The sequence below is a fragment of the Paraburkholderia lebeckiae genome (assembly GCF_050436225.1).
Classification (GTDB): domain Bacteria; phylum Pseudomonadota; class Gammaproteobacteria; order Burkholderiales; family Burkholderiaceae; genus Paraburkholderia; species Paraburkholderia tuberum.
The window spans coordinates 647,563-664,159 of sequence record NZ_JBNDLU010000003.1; the positions used below are offsets into that span (position 1 = coordinate 647,563).

Consider the following 16,597-nt stretch of genomic DNA (forward strand, 5'->3'; position numbering starts at 1 on the left):
CCTGGTTGATGCGTTGAAAAGTGCGCGGGACGGATTTCACAAGGTCTGTCCCGCGCAGAAAAAAGCCGATCAAAAAACGAGGAAAAAATGTCAGCAAAAATTCTATTTGTTGCTTTCGCCGCCGCATTGCTCGCGGCGTGTTCGTCGCAAGGTCCGACCTGGAATGCGTATCGGGTCAGCATGCCGAACGGTCAGCAGGCGTACCGCGTCGATTGTCATGGTCTTTTCGAAGGTCAGGATGCGTGCTTTTCTCAGGCGAAAGAAATCTGCGGCAGAAAGCAGATGCAGCCTATCGAGCAGGTTGCGCCTTTGGGCGACGATCAAAACCCGCGTGACGTGCGCAGTCTCACTTTCCAATGCGCGACGCCGCCGCAGCCTGCGCAACCCGTTGTAGCGAAGCCTGCGCCTGTTCCTGCCCCTGTTGTCGCACCGGTTGCGCCACCGAAACGCATCACGCTCGACAGTGACGCGAATTTCGACACGGATAAATCGACGCTGAAAGCGGAGGCGCGCGAAAAACTTGACGTGCTCATTGAAGCTGCGAACGGGACGGTTTTCAGGGCGATCACGATTAACGGCTACACGGATTCGACTGGCTCCGTTGAACACAACCAAAACCTATCCGAAAGGCGTGCGCAGTCGGTAGAGAAGTATCTGCGCGATCACGGCTTGAGGGCGGAGAAATTCAACGTGCAGGGCTACGGCGAAAGCAGTCCGGTCGCGAGCAATGCGACAGCCGCGGGCCGTGCGAAAAATCGGCGGGTGGACATCACGCTCGAATAGAAAAATGCTGCACAGGTACTACCGCAAATGCGCTGTTCGCGCGAGCGTTCGAATGAACAACGACGCTCGCGCATAAAAAGAAATGAGCACGCTTTAGCGCGAAAGGACCAACAGACTAAAAAGAGGGAAAACGGGAAATGAAGATCGGGATTTCAGTGCTCACGCACGCGGGGCAGAGCATATGGGAAAACGGGTTAGGGCAGAACATATTTTACTTTGTGCAACTGCTGCGCGAGTTGCCTTTTGTGACAGATATTGTGCTTCTGAACTGCGGCGATCAGCCGTGTTTGCCGCCAGAAGCCGAAGCACTTGCCAGCGGCGTGCCGCTCGTCGCCCCGCGTGAGCTGGTCGAACTGCCGGATGTGATTTTCGAGATGGGCGGGGGCCTCGATGTCGAATGGCTCGACTACGCTCGCGCGCGTGGTTCGAAAGTCGTCTTTTTCTGCTGCGGTCAGCCGTATGTGGGGCTGATCGAACCAAGCGTTTTCAAACGTGACGGCTATTTCTCGCGCGCCACACGTTGCGATGAAATCTGGATTCTCGGCAAGGATCGTGCGTTGATTCCGATGATGCGCACGCTGCATCGCTGTCCGGTTGTCGAAGTGCCGTTTCTGTGGGACAGCACATTTATCGAGCAGCGAATCACGGCTGTCGAAAAAGCCGGACTCAAGTTCGGCTACGAATCGCGACCTGCCCTTGGCGAGCCGATACGTCGCAGTCTGAGCGTGGCCATGTTTGAGCCGAACATTTCAGTCGTCAAATGCTGCGTGATTCCAATGTTGATCGCTGAAGCAGCCTTCCGCGCGGAACCGGATGCCGTCACATCCCTGCACGTCTTGAACAGCGTGCAGATGCAGGATCATCCATCGTTCTCCTTTCTGCTCGGCTCGATGGATTTGAACCGGCAGGAGCGTGTGCGGCTCGATGGGCGGCACGATTTCGCCGGTTTCATGAGTCAGCACGCCGATGCCGTGATCGCGCATCAATGGCAGAACGACCAGAACATTTTGTACCTCGATGCGCTGTACGGTGGGTATCCGCTTATCCACAATTCGCCGTGGCTCGAAAGATACGGCTACTACTATCCGGATTCAGACATCGAAGCCGGGGCGGCGCAGCTTCTTCGCGCCCGCTCACACGACGCGCACCACAAATATTACTTGCAGCGTTCGCGCAGCTTCCTCGCGTCGCTGTCACCACATGCACCGCCCAACGCGTCAGCGTACGCGCGACTGCTGCTCGCCCTGACTGCCAGAAAGGCGGGGGTGGCAGTATGAAAAAGCTAAAGGTCGGCGTGACCATTTATCTGCGTCAAGGCCAGCAGTCCATTTGGGAAAACGGCATTTTTCAGAACTGCTATTTCCTGGCGATGCTGCTCAAGCATTCGCCCAACGTCGAAGCCGCGTACCTGGTCAACGGCGGCGACGGCGATCCGGCAGCAGCAGCGCAATTTCTCGAATTCGCACCTGTGCCCGTAATCGACCTCGATACGGCGCGAGAAAAGCTCGACGTGATCGTCGAACTGAGCGCGCAGCTTAATCCGGATTGGGCGCGCAGTTTCTGCGAAAAAGGTCGTCATGTCATCGGCATGCGCGTAGCAAATGATTACGTGATCGACATAGAGCGAATGATGTTCGGTCTGCCGCATGGAATGCTCGTGTCAGGCACGCCCTACAGTGCAATCTGGACGTTGCCTGCGTTCGAAAAAACCTGCGCGAGCTATTACGAGACGGCACTGCGTGCGCCAGTGAAGGCGATGCAACACCTGTGGAGCCCTGCGCTTGTTGAGCGTGCGGCAAATGGTGCGTTCGGATACAAGCCGGGTCGGTCGAATTGGCGGCTCGCTGTGCTCGAACCGAATATCTGCATGGTGAAAACGTCGCATATTCCGATGCTACTCGCAGACTTTGCGCATCGGCAGCAACCGGGCCTGATCGACTATGCGCGGTTCTTCAACACGATGCATCTGAAAAACGACGCGCAGTTCGTCGGTTTTGCTCGCAGCCTCGATCTCGTCACGCAGGGTCGCGCGACATTCGAGCCGCGTTTGCCGGTCCACGAAATTCTCACGCAGCAAGCGGACGCCATTGTTTCGCACACGTGGGAGAACACACAGAACTACGTCTATTACGAAGCGCTGCACGGCGGTTATCCGCTGATTCACAACTCGGATTTGTTGGGCGGCTGCGGCTATCGGTACGGGGATTTCGATTGCGAAGGGGGAGCCCTCGCGCTGCGTGAAGCGTTTGCCGTCCACGACGCAAGCCTCGATGACTACAGGGCGAAAGCACAGGCATTTCTCGCGACGCTCGATCCGCTTGCGCCCGCAAATATCGAACAGTACAGCGCGGCAATCGCGGCGGCCGTCACTGCCTGAACCGTTTGACTTTATAAAAAACAGGAGGGAAGTATGAATCGAAAGTTACGAATCGGTATCACGATTGGGCTTCACCACGAAGCTGAAAGTCTGTGGGTCAACGGCATCAAGCAGAACGCGCTGTATCTGGCGAAGCTGTTTCAGCATTCGCCGCTGCGTCACGAGGTAACGCTCGTCAACACAACGAACGTGGCCGTTACTTCCGCGCTGCCGTGGGATTTGAACCGCTTCCCGACACGTGCGTTCGCGGATGCAAAAGACAGTCTCGATGTGTTGATCGAGCTGGGCGGCCAGATCAGCAACGAGCAGACGGCCTATCTCAAAACACGTGGTACGAAGATCGTTAGCTACTGCTGCGGGCCTGAATACGTGCAGATGACTGAGGCGATGATTTTCGGGCGACGTCTGACCGATCACGTTTTCATCAACCAGAACTATGACCAGGTTTGGGTGATTCCCCAGGTGATGGAGACGAGCGCAGGCTTTCTCGGCGTGCTGCGGCGTCATAAAGTCGTCCCTGTGCCTTTCGTGTGGGACTCGATGTGCCTCAACATGCGTACGAAAGAAATGCCGTTCGCAGGCGAATACAGGCCGGGTAAGGGGCTTGCACGCATATCGATCATGGAACCGAATATCGACGTGCTGAAGTTCTGCCTGAATCCGCTGCTGATCGCGGAAAGCGCATATCGGCAAGTTGGCGAAAAACTCGGCTACGTGCACGTGACGAACGCTGAACATCTGGCGCGCTCGTGTCCGGAATTTATTGGCATCGCGCATTACCTGGACCTGGTGCGCGACAGCAAGGTCAGCTTCGTTGGCCGTCATGACACGCCGCAATTTCTGGCTGAGCACACGGATATCGTCGTGTCGCATCAATGGGGCCTCGCGCTGAACTATTTCTATTTCGATGTGGCCTGGAACGGATATGCGCTCGTGCATAACGCGCATCTGTGTAAGGAAGTCGGATACTTCTATCCGGAAGGCGATCTGGATGCAGGCGCGCAGAAGCTGGTGCACGCGATCAAAAACCATAACGGCAATTGGGAAACGTATCGCGCCCGTCAGCGCGCAGCGATCAAACCTTTCCTTGCCACGCACGAACCGCTTATTGCCCGTTACGACGAATTGCTCGCGGCGCTAGTCGCGGCCTAACCAGAGAACCACACGTGAGAAAAACACAGATGAGGAAAACACACATGCAAAACGTACGTACCCCGCGCGTGACGGGTTTGATGGTTCTGGCAATCGTCGCGGCTGGACTTCACGTGCCGACGGCGCTCGCAGCTTCTGACGATGCCGTGGCGACGGTCAACGGCGTGGCCGTGCATCGCGTCGAACTAGACGAAGCGATGACAGGCCGCCCGGAAACGATGCGGGTGGAAATTCTGCAAGGGCTCGTTGCGCGTGAATTGCTGCGTCAGGCAGCGGAGCGCGAAGGCTTGGGCAACACGGAAGCGGTTCGCGCCGCAATGCAGAAAGCGAAAATCGATACCGAAAATCGGTTGTACGTTGCGCGGCATCTGTCTGCTGAACCAGTCACGGATGCCGAGGTACGCCAACGCTATAACGAAATCATCAGCGAACTTGGGCCGTATCAGTATCAGGTAAGCCAGATGGTGTTTGCCGATGAGCCGACAGCACGATTCGCGTTGATGCTGCTTCAGAACGGCGATTCGTTTGATCAGGTCGTCGCACGCACGCAGGCCAGTGCTGTGCAAACGGCATGGGTCAGCTTCAAAACTCCGATCAAAGAAGGTCACACGCAAAGTGTGCCGGTGCCGCTCGCGCAGGTTATCGCGACGTTGAAGAGCGGCGAGATCACGCGCACGCCTGTTCGCGTCGGCGACAGCGTTATCGTTGCGCGCCTCAATGATCGACGCGCTACGGTGGTTCCGTCTTATGACGAAGCACGCGAACCGATGCGCAAAGCGATGCAGGGCAAAAAGAACGATGACGCTTTGGCAGGGCTGATTGGTCGGCTTGCAGAGAAATCGGCCATCCTTCCGCAACAGACTTTCCGGAGCGCATCGAAATGACGCTGACACAAGTGACGGGGAAGCAAGTGACGGACGCGCAACTGAAATGGCTCGGTGATGTCGAAAATAAAATCACGCGCAGCGATCTGATTGGCGCGTCACGACTGCTCGATGCGCAGGGCGCGATGGAGTCAGATCAGCCGATAGTGTTGATCGCGTGCAGCCGCTTGATGATTCTGCGCGGGCGGCTCGTGCAAGCACAGCAACTGCTCGATAAGGCACTCAGCATCAAACCGGACAACGTAGATGCGCTTGTCGAACGTGCGCGCGTGGCGATCAGGTTCGGCAACGATGCCGATGCGCAGGAATGGTTTCAGCGCGTGTGGAATACCGGCGCACGCGGCGATGTTTGGCTTATCGACTGGTTTGATTCTTTATCGCGCATGGGGCGCGGCGATGACGCGATAAATATCGCGAGCATTCTTTGCGAGCATTTCGCCGCCGATGCCGGGAACTGGTTTCGCCTCGGGCTCGCGTATCAGCAGACGCGACGCCATGCGCAGGCGCTCGATGCATACCAGAAGGCTCTCAGCCTGAACACGAAATTGCCGATGCTGCGCAACAACCTCGGCGCTGCCTATCTCGAATTGAACCGGTACGAGGAGGCGCGTCAGCTTTTCGAAGCGACGCTTGCTGAAGACCCGGATCACGCCTTTGCGTGGACGAATCTCGCGTCTGTGCTGCTCAAAACCGGCAAGCTCAATGACAGCCTGGTCGCAGCCGAACGCGCGTGCGCGCTCGCGCCGAATCTCGTCAGCGCGTTGCAGACATATTCGTACGTGCTGCGCGAGTTGCAACAGTTTTCCGCTGCACTCGAAATCGCGCAGCGGGCGCTGAGCTTCAATCCGGAAAATCCTTCGCTGATCTGGACTATCGCCATGCTGCAATTGCTGCTCGGCGACTACGAAAACGGCTGGCGAAATCACGAGGCGCGCTGGAGCGGTTCGCCGGAACTGCGTGATGTCGTGCCGAATATCCCCGCGCCACGTTGGACCGGCGAAGCGCTGAAGGCTAAAACGATTTTCGTTTGGGGCGAGCAGGGGCACGGCGATGCATTGCAGTTTGTGCGTTTTCTCCCGGCTGTCGCTGAATTCGTGGAACAGCAGGGCGGCAAGCTGGTTTATTGCTGTTTCAGCAGTCTGCAAACGCTTTTTGCACGCAGCCTCGGCGATGAAGTGCCGACAATCATTCCGCACGATCAGCGTCCGCTGCCGCATTTCGATTTTCATTTGCCCGTGGGCAGTCTGCCTTTTCTACTCGGTGCGACGCTCAACGATTTGCCCGACGAGCCGTATCTGAAAGCCGATCCGAAGAAGGTTCAGACGTGGAGCAAGTATCTGCCGAACGACCGGAAATTGCGTGTTGGCCTCGCGTGGAGCGGCAGCAAAACGCATCAGCGCAACGGACTGCGTTCGGTCGATCCGCTGAATTACGCACGCGCCTTTGCAGGCATGAGCAATGTCACGTTCGTGAATCTGCAGATGGACGCGGAAACGGACGTGCAGTATCTGCGCGGCGCGGGCCTGACTGTCGCAAATCCGGCTGCGGAATTCTCATCGTTTGACGACACGGCAGCAGTCGTCAGCGGCCTCGATCTCGTCATCACTGTGTGCACGTCGATTGCGCATCTGGCGGGCGGCCTGGGCGTGCCTACGTGGGTCCTGCTCGACGTTAATCCGCATTGGGTCTGGATGACGGACCGCACGGATAGTCCGTGGTACGCAAACACGCGCCTTTACCGGCAATCCATATACGGCGACTGGACGCCTGTTTTCGAAGCGCTGACGCGCGATCTTGCTGTGCTCGCGCTCAGTCACGAAACGCAGGTTGAGCAAACGGAAAATGCAATGGGGAGCCTGCATTGAAACGGATCGATCTTTCCGCCGCACTGAGCGCGTGCGCTGACGACCTCGTTCGTCAAAAAATCGCGATGAAAATCGGACTGCCTGCGCTGACCATCGCGGACGTTTTCAGCCGTGCTGGATCGATTCTGATTGCCGCGCTCGCGGCGCGATCATCGGAAGGGCGCGAGGAAACTGTCATGGTATTCGGCGCGTTGATGTCGCGCGATATCAACCCGCGCATTGACGACGAGTGCGCAAAGCTGGTCGATACGACCGGTCAACTGAAAGAGCTTGAACACGCGGGCTTCACGTTCGTGGCTCGCGCGACCGGCAGAGATGCGAGCGTGCTGAGTGATCACGTCGCCACGCAAATTGGCGTACCGGCGCAGGCTACGTGCGCATTGACATGCATTTGCGCCGCGATTCTCGGCGGATTGATCAAGCACCACGTGCTGATCGAGCAGGCCGATATTTCGGAATTGCCGGGGCTGTTCGCGTCGCAGCTTGCGACGATTGCGGACCATCTGAATGAAGGATCGATAGATGCGCTCGGCTACCTGCAACCAGATGTGCAGGTTTTTCTCGACAGGGTATCTGCGCGACTCGCGGTTGTAGCTGCGGACTTCGAACCGCAGCGGCCACGCGTGAGCGCATCTAGCGCCAGTGAAGAAGCAAAACCGGCGCAGCAGCCGCAAGTTCCGCCGCACAACCGTTTCGAAGCCGGGAAAGTGTTCGTGAACGACATCCGCTTCACGAGCACGATCAAACCGTCTTCATCAATTGCCGCAGCACTCGCTGCTGCGAAAGACGAAAAACCGCGATCACGACGCGCGTGGAAAGTGTTCGCGCTGACTACGGCGTCCGTGCTGATCGCGGCTTTCGTGTGGATGAAATTCTATCACTGGCCGGAAGTCGTTTCCTTCGTGAATCAGCTAGCAAATTCGACGCAGCACGGTAGTTCAGGGGTATCCGGTCCTGTCTTGTCAGGCGTGCGCGTCGGGAGCAGCAAGTAATTTTTTAATCAAGGTTTGGCCCTCCTGTCCCGGCGACCCTCGTAAAGCCGGGGCATTTTCGGTCGGCGAGGTTTGTTCGCCTCGCCGACTCTTTTTTTTGGATCAATCGTCAGGCGTCTGTTCTCCAGGCTGCAATGTTTTTGGTGCTCCGCTCGGTCGCCCCACAGGCTTCAAATGCGGCCCAATGCGCGCAAGTGTCGAGCGAGCGCATGCGAGCAGTTCGCCGTTGCAGTTCGAGCCGGATCGATTCTTTGGGAGACGTTGCGGAAGCAGGAGGGATATCGTCCCTTGATATCGACTCCATATGGTCTATATACAAGCAGAGTGATTGTTGAAACCGGCAAGGAATTGGCAATGGACGACGCTACTTTCGGGGAGCAATCAGGTCCAGATGGAGACGCCGGGCTGCATTGGTCAAGCAGCGTCACGGTGACGATGCGTGTGAACGGCCAGCCGCGGGTCGCAATGGTGAACCCGCGCGTCACGCTGCTGGACTGGTTGCGCGAAGACTCGGGTCTCAGCGGCGCCAAGAAGGGCTGTAATGAAGGCGCATGCGGCACCTGCACCGTGCTGGTCGACGGCAAGCGGATGAACAGCTGTCTGATGCTCGTCGTGCAATGTGACGGCTGCGAGGTCACGACTGTCGAAGGTCTCGCCGCCTCCGACGGGACGCTGCATCCGGTACAGCAGGCATTTATCGAGCACGATGCCTTTCAGTGCGGCTATTGCACGCCCGGGCAAATCGTCTCCGCGGTCGCCTGCATCGCTGAAGGGCACGCGACCGATGAGGCGAGCGTTCGCGAATGGATGAGCGGCAATCTGTGCCGCTGCTCTTGCTATCCGCAGATCGTGGCGGCCGTACTCGATGCCGCCGGCGCGGCCGGGGACGAACGATGAAAAACTTCGAATACGCGCGTGGCGCAACCGCGCAACAGGTAGTCGCGTCGTTGGCGGCGGGCAACGTGGCGATCATCGCGGGCGGTACGGAGCTGCTCAACTGGATGCGGCTCGGCATTGCAGCGCCCGATCGCGTCATCGATGTCGGTGGACTCACAGGTCTCGCTCGTATTGTGCGCGAGCGTGACGATCTGGTGATCGGCGCGCTGACGGACCTGAACGTGATCGGTGAAGACGCGCTCGTCGGCGCCCACGCGAGCGCGCTGGCTCAAGCCTGTCTGCTCGCCGCCTCGGCGCAGGTGCGCAACCGCGCGACGCTCGGCGGCAATGTGATGCAAAAGACGCGATGCGCTTATTTTCGTTCGGAAACGCCGTTGCCATGGGGCTGCAACAAGCGCAATCCCGGGTCGGGCTGCCCCGCGCGCAATGGCATCAACGAACGGCATGCAATTTTTGGCTGGACCGATGCATGCGTCGCGGTTCAACCGTCCGATCCGGCTGTGGCACTGGCTTGTCTGGATGCGACAGCTGAGGTCATCGGGCCGAACGGCGGTCGAATGATCAAGATGACGGAGTTCCACCTGACGCAGCAGGAAGCGGCCGGCATGGGCGGCGATGCCGCCCGGCTCGAGACGAGACTGGCTGCCGACGAAGTGATTGTCTCCTTTCACATACCCATCCGCGCGGATGCACGATCCGCCTACGTAAAAGTCCGCGAGCGCGCCAGCTACGAATATGCGCTGGTCTCGGCAGCCGCATCCGTGGAGCTCGATCGGGATCGCATTGTGTCGGCGCGCATTGCACTTGGCTCGGTGGCGCAACGCCCGTGGCGCCTTCCAGCAGCGGAGGTGTCGCTGGCCGGGCAGGCGCCGACCAAGGAAGTGGTCACGCCGATTGTCGACGCGGCGATGAGCGACGCTCGGCCGCTCGCTCACAATGGCTACAAGGTGACGATGGCGCGCAATGCCGCGGTGCGTGCGTTACTGACGGCAGCAGGGCGATCATGAGCATCGGCACGGCGGTCTCCCGCGTGGAAGGCCTGGCGAAGGTCACGGGACAGGCGAAATTCGCGGCTGACAATACGCCGCCCGGCACGCTTCATGCGGCGTTGGTCGGCGCGCCCGTGGCGTCGGGCCGGCTGATCGACGTAGATGCCACCGCGGCACTTGCCTTGCCGGGTGTGGTGCGGGTGCTCACCGCGCACGATATGCCGCGATTCGGTGCGGTGCAGCCGCCAGCGGCGGTGCTCGCACTGCCGTTGCAAAACGACGCGATTCGGTACGAAGGCGAGCCGGTCGCAATCGTGCTTGCGGAATCCATCGAGGCGGCGGAAGCCGGCCGCGATGCCGTGCTTGTCCGTTGCGAGCGCGATGACCCCATCCTTCCCGGCGCCGCGACGCGCGAGCCGCCGCCCGAGCCACGCATGCTCGGCGACGATCTGGAGATGGGCGACGTCGATGCGATTCTCGGAACCGCACAGGCAAGCGTGGCGGCGACGTATATTCAAGCCGCGCGTCACCACAATGCGATGGAGACGTCGGGCACCGTTGCGCGATTCGAGCACGGCAAGCTCACGCTGTGGGATGCGGTTCAGGCGAGCGAGAATGTGCCGCTTGTCGTAGCCGCGGCACTCGGCATGAGGCCGGACGACATTCACGTGATCGCACCGCACACGGGCGGCGGGTTCGGCTCGAAGGGATATGTGTGGCCGCACCAGATTCTTGCCGCCGCCGCGGCACGCGTCGCGGGGCGGCCCGTGAAGCTTCATCTGCGGCGTCACGATCAGTTCGTCTGCGTCGGCTATCAGCCGTGGATGAAACAGGACATCAAGCTTGCGGCAACGGCGGACGGCCGGCTCAGCGCCATCGATCACGAAATCGTCAATTCGAGCGCGATTGCGGACACGCACCTGGAGCCCGCAAGCGAAGCAAGCAAGACGCTTTATGCGTCGCCCGCCATTCGCACCAAGCAGTGGCTGGAGCGGCGCAACATCAACGTGCCCACGCCAATGCGCGCGCCGGTGGAAGGTCCGGGGCTATGGGCGCTCGAAAGTGCGATGGACGAACTCGCCGTGGCGCTGAAGATCGATCCGCTCGATCTACGACTGGCGAACTACGCCGAGGTCGATCCGCATACGAACAAGCCTTGGTCGTCAAAAAAGCTTCGCGAGGCGTATGAGGAAGGCGCGCGGCTTTATGGCTGGCGCACGCGCGGCGAGACGCCACGACGAGACGGAGCGTGGCGCATCGGACATGGGATGGCGACGAGCTCAATGGGCAATTTCCGCTTTCCCGGCGGGGCGCGCGTGCGCCTGAGGTCCGACGGCACGGCGCTGATCGAGGCGAACACGCACGATATCGGCACCGGCACGCAGACGGTCTTTTGCCAGATCGCGGCCGAAGAGCTGGGCTTGCCGATCGAGAAAGTGTCGATTGTGTGGGGCGATACCAACCTTCACCCGGCGGGTCCCGTCTATGGATCGAGCGCCACGGGCAGCACGGGAAGCGCGATCGCACTGGCTTGCCGGGAAATCAACGCGAAGCTCGATGCGCTCGGCGGGAAAGACGTTCGCGCGAGCCTGCGGCAGGCTAATCTACCGGAGATGGTCGCGGACGGTGCGTTCACGCTCCCGGGTGGCGCCAGCTTCAGCGCGGACGGCGACGGTACGCCATACGCGATGCGGACGTGGGGTGCGATCTTTGTCGAAGTAGGCGTCGATCCCGAGCTTGGCCTCGTGCGCTTGCGCCGGGCGGTGGGTGCCTATTCCGCGGGCCGGATTATCAATCCGAAAACGGCGCGAAGTCAGATGACGGGGGCGATCATCTGGGGTTGGGGCAAGGCGACGATGGAAGAAAGCGTGCAGGAGCCCAATACCGGTGGCTGGCTCGCGAAGAATCTGTCGAACGTGGCGGTCCCGGTGAATGCGGACATTCCGCTCGATATCAAGATCCACTTCGTCAGTGAGTATGATCCGCATGCAAGTGCGATCGGTACCCGAGGCATCGGAGAACTCGGCGCGACCGGCGTGGATGCCGCAGTGGCCGCGGCCGTCTACGACGCCATTGGCTTGCGTGTGCGCGACCTGCCCATTTTGCCGGGCAAGATACTGGCAGGCCTTTCGAGTCAGCACGCCGCTGCGGGATAGCAATGTGGCTGGGTCGTGAGTTGAGTGCTCAGGACGGACGGCACCGCAGTTTTGCGCGCCTTTCGCACCGCGACGTGCTCTTCACCCCGCCTCGCACCTCCCGGATTTCGAAATCCCAGCGGGACGCGGTTCAGATCAGTGACGAACTACGCGAATTCAGGCATCAGTATCGCGCGTCGTTTCTCCGCTGGGCGAACCAGGCGACGCGGGAAACCGGTTACCGTTAAACGACTGCCGAAGGGTGAACCACCCGGGAAAGGGTCCAATTTCGTCGCCGCTAGTGTCTTGAGTTAAAAATTCATTGAATGATGCCGATCACGTACTAAAGGGGCCTGTGTGGCACTTGATACGAGGAGGCGACGATGAGCGGACGGCCCAAAGGGGAACTCGTGCTGAGCGAATCGGAGCGCGAAGAACTGCAAGCGCTGACGATGCGACGCAAGACCGCACAGGCCCTGGCATTGCGGGCGCGCATCGTGCTGGCCTGTGCCGATGGCATGGACAACAGGACAGTTGCGGCGAAACAGCGGCTCACTCAGCAGACGGTTTCGAAGTGGCGGGCGCGGTTCGTGATCCATCGTCTGGACGGACTGCTCGATGCACCTCGGCCCGGCGCGCCGAGGACGATTGATGACGCGCGCGTCGATGCGGTTATCGCGAAGACGCTCGAGTCCGTGCCTCCTGGAGCGACTCACTGGAGCACGCGCACCATGGCTCGCGAGATGAAATTGTCGCAAACGGCGGTCACGCGGATCTGGCGTGCTTTTGGATTGCAGCCGCATCGGCGGGAAACGTTCAAGCTCTTCAGCGATCCGATGTTCGTCGACAAGGTGCGGGATATCGTCGGGCTTTACCTGGACCCGCCGCTCAAGGCCATGGTGTTGTGCGTGGACGAGAAGAGCCAGATTCAGGCGCTCGATCGCACGCAACCCATGTTGCCGTTGGCACCCGGCATCCCTGCGCGACGCACCCACGATTACATGCGCCACGGCACGACCACCCTGTTCGCGGCGCTGGACATCGCTACTGGTGAAGTGATCGGCGAGGTACATCGGCGCCATCGCAGCAGCGAATTCGTGCGCTTTCTGCGCACTATCGAAGCCAGCGTGCCGCCTCACCTGGATGTGCATCTGGTGATGGATAACTATGGCACGCACAAAACGTCCTAGATCAAAGCCTGGTTTGCCCGTCATCCCCGCTTCCATGTTCACTTCACGCCTACCTCGGCGTCGTGGCTTAACCAGGTCGAACGCTGGTTCGCTGCGCTCACTGAAAAATACCTTCGACGCGGTACGCATCGCTCGACCCGTCAACTCGAAGACGCGATCCGCCATTACCTGGACGTCTATAACGCCAATCCCCAACCGTTTGTCTGGAGCAAGTCGGCTGATGAGATCCTGGCCAGCCTGGAACGGTTTTGTGTGCGGGTCCGGAAAGCTGCGGCAGGAGCATCATGAATATCAATACCGATGCAATTGATGAGGTCGCCCTGGTACTTCTCTACCTGACCCTGCATGACCGATACCGCGCGTGGAAGGGTTTCGACTGGGATGTGCTGAACCGGCTCTACGAACGAGGCTTCATCGAAGTCCCAGTCAACAAGACGAAGTCCGTGATCTTTACCGAAGAAGGATTGCGCGAGTCCGAACGGCTCTTTAATCAGCACTTCGTCATTCAAGGAAGAACGGGAAATTGATTCAACGAACTTCTAACTCACGACACTAGTAACCTGGAAGTTACCGGATTATATCGGCGCGCGCCTACGCTTTCGACGAAATCGGCTCCATATGACGACCGCGTAAGGGGTGGATTGAGGCCTGATCCAGTGTGTTAGCGCAAAACCTTGGGTAGGATCGTGGGGACAGGACGGGCCGTAATGGCGGGAGTCAAACCTGGCGAGGCTTTGCGGGCAGCGGTTGGAGTTGGCTGCTCCGCCAGAATGGCTCTCAAGCGTTCTCACAGGCACTCGCACGCCCGCGAGCATAAAAAAACCTTGAGGTTGCAACAAGAATCTTTGGCTTTGACGGGCGGCGCGCGCCCCTTAGACTGCTTCGCAATCATTCGAACCTCAACGGTCACGATGCGAACCACTCCCCCGCAACTCAAGGTCGACGTCTGGCGCGGTAACGAGGAAGGCAGCTTTCAGCGCTTCGACGTGCCGCGCATGGAAAGTCAGACCGTGCTCGACGTGGTGATCCACATCCAGCGCCATCTGGATGCGACGCTGTCCTATCGCTTTGCGTGCCGGGTCGGCATGTGCGGTTCATGCGCAATGACCGTCAACGGCCGCGCGCGATGGACCTGCCGCACGCACGTCACCAAGGTCATGAAGCACGCCGGTGGCGTGCTCGAAATCGCGCCTCTCAATCATCTGCCCGTCATCAAGGATCTGGCGACGGATATGACCGCCTTCTTCGACAAATGGCGCGACGCGAAGGGCTATTTCAAGGGCGAGCACACGCGTAACGAACCTGCCACTTGCGTCGATCCCGCCTCCGCCGAACGCAAGGCGGCCGACGCGGGGATTGAATGCATCGGCTGCGGTGTCTGTTATGCGAGCTGCGACGTTGTCGCATGGAACCCCGACTATCTTGGACCCGCCGCGCTCAATCGTGCGTGGACGCTCGTCAACGACGTACGCGACATCCAGCAGCAAACCCGCGTCGCAGCCGTCTCCAACGACGCAGGCTGTCATTCGTGCCATACGCTCGGCTCGTGTACCGAACGGTGTCCCAAGTCGCTGCAGCCGACGGCCAGCATTGCTGGCCTGAAACGGCTTCGCGGCCATGCGCCGAAAGGAGAACCGCGATGATGAGCGGCTGGCAGTTGCAGCGCCTGTCGGCGATGGTGCTGACCTTATGCGTGGCCGTCCATCTTGTCACCATGATTATCGTGGTGCATGGCGGGCTGAGCGCGGCGAACGTGATCGCGCGTCTGCACGGCAATACGGCGTGGGCGGTGTTCTATTCAGTGTTCGTGCTTGCGTCGTCCGCGCATGTGCCTGTCGGGTTGCGAAGGATCGCCGAGGAGTGGCTCGGCTGGCGCGGGCGCAGCGTCGGGGTGGCGAGCGTGATCGTCGGCATTGCATTGGCGATCGCCGGTCTGCGCGCGGTCTTCGCGCTGGTAGGAGGGCCGCAATGAGCGACATGGCACGCACAGCGAAACCAGCAACAGACACGAACCACGCCGGACACCGCACCCCTGGCCGGCGCGCCGACTCGCGCGCGCGCAACCATCCCGCGTGGTGGGCCTTTCTTGTGCACCGTCTGTCCGGACTCGCGCTCGCCTTCTTTCTGCCGCTGCACTTCTGGGCGCTCGGCACCGCTTTGCACAGCGCAGCATCGTTCGAGTCGTTTCTCGCCGTGACGAGGCAACCCGCCTTCATATTCGCCGAGTGGGGCCTCGTCACGTTGCTGGCCGCGCATCTGTTCGGCGGCGTGCGCATTCTGCTCATCGAATACCGGCCATGGAGCGGTTTGCGCAAGAACCTGATCGCGGCGACAGCGGGCGGCGCATTGGTCATCGGGCTGGCGTTCGCGCTGTCGCTCACGTCGTGAACGCACGGTCCCCCGACGGAGATTCATCAATGGACATGCAGCAGATCGAAGAGGTCGCGAAGCAGTTGTACATACGCGCGCTGAAGCATTTGCCGCCCGACATCAAGGACGGTATCGCGCGCCTCGAACGCGCTGAAACCGACGACACCGCGCGCCGCGTGCTGGGCACAATGCGCACCAATATCGCGATTGCCGAAGATCAGGACAACCTGCTGTGCCAGGACACCGGGCTGCCGATCTACAACGTGACGATCGGCACGGGCCTCGCGCTCGACGGCATCGCGTTGAAAGCAGCGATCCGGCGCGGCTGCGAACGGGCCACGCGCGAGCATCCATTGCGCTCGTCGGTCGTGCATCCGTTGACGCGGAAAAACGAACATTCGTCTTGCGGCGTGCTGATGCCCGCGATCCATATCGACTTCGACTCGACAGCCGACACGCTCGTGATCGAAATGATTCCGAAGGGCAGCGGTTCGGAAAACAACTCGTTTCTGAAAATGGCGATTCCGGCGGAAGGTGTCGACGCGATCAAACGCTTCGTGATCGACTGCGTGGTCGATGCGGGCGGCAAGACGTGTCCGCCGACGATTGTAGGCGTGGGCATCGGCGGTACATCGGATCTGTGCGTGTGGCTCGCCAAGCGTGCCGCGACGCGCGCGCTCGGTACGCATTGCGACGATCCGGCGGCGGCCGCGCTGGAGGAGCAATTGTCGGCAGCGGTGAACCGCCTGGGCGTCGGCCCGCAGGGGCTCGGCGGCGACGCGACATCGTTCGCGGTCCACCTCGAACTGGCGGCGACGCATATCACGATGAATCCGGTTGCCGTGAACATGCAATGTCATTCGGCCCGCCGCGCGCGCGCCACGCTGACGCCGGCGGGCGTCGAGTACGGCTACTGACACGCGGGCTGTCCGCATCGGCACGCACACCGTCAAGGAACGATCG

General features: G+C 60.2%; 16 protein-coding genes and 1 pseudogene. 16 read left to right on the forward strand and 1 reads right to left on the reverse strand.

The features are described 5' to 3' along the window. Window positions 1-180: 180 nt before the first annotated feature. The 6 genes from OKW45_RS37745 to OKW45_RS37770 all read left to right on the forward strand — a co-directional run bounded on the left by OKW45_RS37745 (window position 181) and on the right by OKW45_RS37770 (window position 7,061). Window positions 181-783 (forward strand): OmpA family protein, encoded by a 603-nt coding sequence (locus tag OKW45_RS37745; RefSeq protein WP_429473796.1) that lies wholly within the window; start codon window positions 181-183, stop codon window positions 781-783. Window positions 784-920: 137 nt separating this feature from the next. After that, entirely contained in the window at window positions 921-2,060 is a 1,140-nt protein-coding gene (locus OKW45_RS37750; protein WP_429473797.1) for a DUF2827 family protein, read from the forward strand. After that, window positions 2,057-3,160, forward strand: a complete 1,104-nt coding sequence (locus tag OKW45_RS37755; protein ID WP_429473798.1) for a DUF2827 domain-containing protein — start codon at window positions 2,057-2,059, stop codon at window positions 3,158-3,160. Before OKW45_RS37750 ends, OKW45_RS37755 begins: the two co-directional genes overlap by 4 nt. Window positions 3,161-3,193: 33 nt before the next feature. Then, window positions 3,194-4,312, forward strand: coding sequence for a DUF2827 domain-containing protein (locus OKW45_RS37760; protein WP_429473799.1), 1,119 nt, complete (start codon window positions 3,194-3,196; stop codon window positions 4,310-4,312). 14 nt (window positions 4,313-4,326) lie between these two features. Then, window positions 4,327-5,196 (forward strand): peptidylprolyl isomerase, encoded by an 870-nt coding sequence (locus OKW45_RS37765; protein WP_429473800.1) that lies wholly within the window; start codon window positions 4,327-4,329, stop codon window positions 5,194-5,196. Next, complete coding sequence (locus OKW45_RS37770) at window positions 5,193-7,061, forward strand: tetratricopeptide repeat protein (RefSeq protein WP_429473801.1); 1,869 nt, start codon at window positions 5,193-5,195, stop codon at window positions 7,059-7,061. The genes OKW45_RS37765 and OKW45_RS37770 overlap by 4 nt, the downstream gene beginning before the upstream one ends. Window positions 7,062-7,210: 149 nt before the next feature. Here the strand turns inward: OKW45_RS37770 and OKW45_RS37775 are convergent, their stop codons facing one another. Further along, a complete protein-coding gene (locus OKW45_RS37775; protein ID WP_239499179.1) occupies window positions 7,211-7,489 on the reverse strand; it encodes a hypothetical protein in 279 nt (92 codons plus the stop codon). Between OKW45_RS37775 and OKW45_RS37780 the strand changes: the two genes are divergently transcribed. From OKW45_RS37780 to OKW45_RS37825, 10 genes and pseudogenes are all read left to right on the forward strand, one after another. Further along, window positions 7,490-8,053: a hypothetical protein gene (locus tag OKW45_RS37780; RefSeq protein ID WP_429473802.1), complete on the forward strand. Its 564-nt coding sequence runs from the start codon at window positions 7,490-7,492 to the stop codon at window positions 8,051-8,053. 354 nt (window positions 8,054-8,407) lie between these two features. Continuing rightward, on the forward strand, window positions 8,408-8,950 hold the full coding sequence (locus OKW45_RS37785) for a (2Fe-2S)-binding protein (protein ID WP_429473803.1): 543 nt from the start codon (window positions 8,408-8,410) through the stop codon (window positions 8,948-8,950). Continuing rightward, a complete protein-coding gene (locus OKW45_RS37790) occupies window positions 8,947-9,957 on the forward strand; it encodes an FAD binding domain-containing protein (RefSeq protein WP_429473804.1) in 1,011 nt (336 codons plus the stop codon). The genes OKW45_RS37785 and OKW45_RS37790 overlap by 4 nt, the downstream gene beginning before the upstream one ends. Next, window positions 9,954-12,095 (forward strand): xanthine dehydrogenase family protein molybdopterin-binding subunit, encoded by a 2,142-nt coding sequence (locus OKW45_RS37795; RefSeq protein ID WP_429473805.1) that lies wholly within the window; start codon window positions 9,954-9,956, stop codon window positions 12,093-12,095. The genes OKW45_RS37790 and OKW45_RS37795 overlap by 4 nt, the downstream gene beginning before the upstream one ends. A 362-nt stretch (window positions 12,096-12,457) precedes the next feature. Beyond that, a pseudogene (locus OKW45_RS37800) lies at window positions 12,458-13,552 on the forward strand (IS630 family transposase). Further along, window positions 13,549-13,791, forward strand: coding sequence for a DUF6429 family protein (locus tag OKW45_RS37805; protein WP_429473806.1), 243 nt, complete (start codon window positions 13,549-13,551; stop codon window positions 13,789-13,791). The pseudogene OKW45_RS37800 and the gene OKW45_RS37805 overlap by 4 nt, the downstream one beginning before the upstream one ends. 384 nt (window positions 13,792-14,175) lie before the next feature. Next, complete coding sequence (locus OKW45_RS37810; RefSeq protein ID WP_429474042.1) at window positions 14,176-14,907, forward strand: succinate dehydrogenase/fumarate reductase iron-sulfur subunit; 732 nt, start codon at window positions 14,176-14,178, stop codon at window positions 14,905-14,907. Beyond that, entirely contained in the window at window positions 14,904-15,236 is a 333-nt protein-coding gene (locus OKW45_RS37815; protein WP_018422881.1) for a succinate dehydrogenase/fumarate reductase transmembrane subunit, read from the forward strand. The genes OKW45_RS37810 and OKW45_RS37815 overlap by 4 nt, the downstream gene beginning before the upstream one ends. Beyond that, window positions 15,233-15,652, forward strand: coding sequence for a succinate dehydrogenase, cytochrome b556 subunit (gene sdhC / locus OKW45_RS37820; protein ID WP_429473807.1), 420 nt, complete (start codon window positions 15,233-15,235; stop codon window positions 15,650-15,652). Before OKW45_RS37815 ends, sdhC begins: the two co-directional genes overlap by 4 nt. A gap of 29 nt (window positions 15,653-15,681) precedes the next feature. Beyond that, entirely contained in the window at window positions 15,682-16,551 is an 870-nt protein-coding gene (locus OKW45_RS37825) for a fumarate hydratase (RefSeq protein WP_429473808.1), read from the forward strand. Window positions 16,552-16,597: the final 46 nt, after the last annotated feature.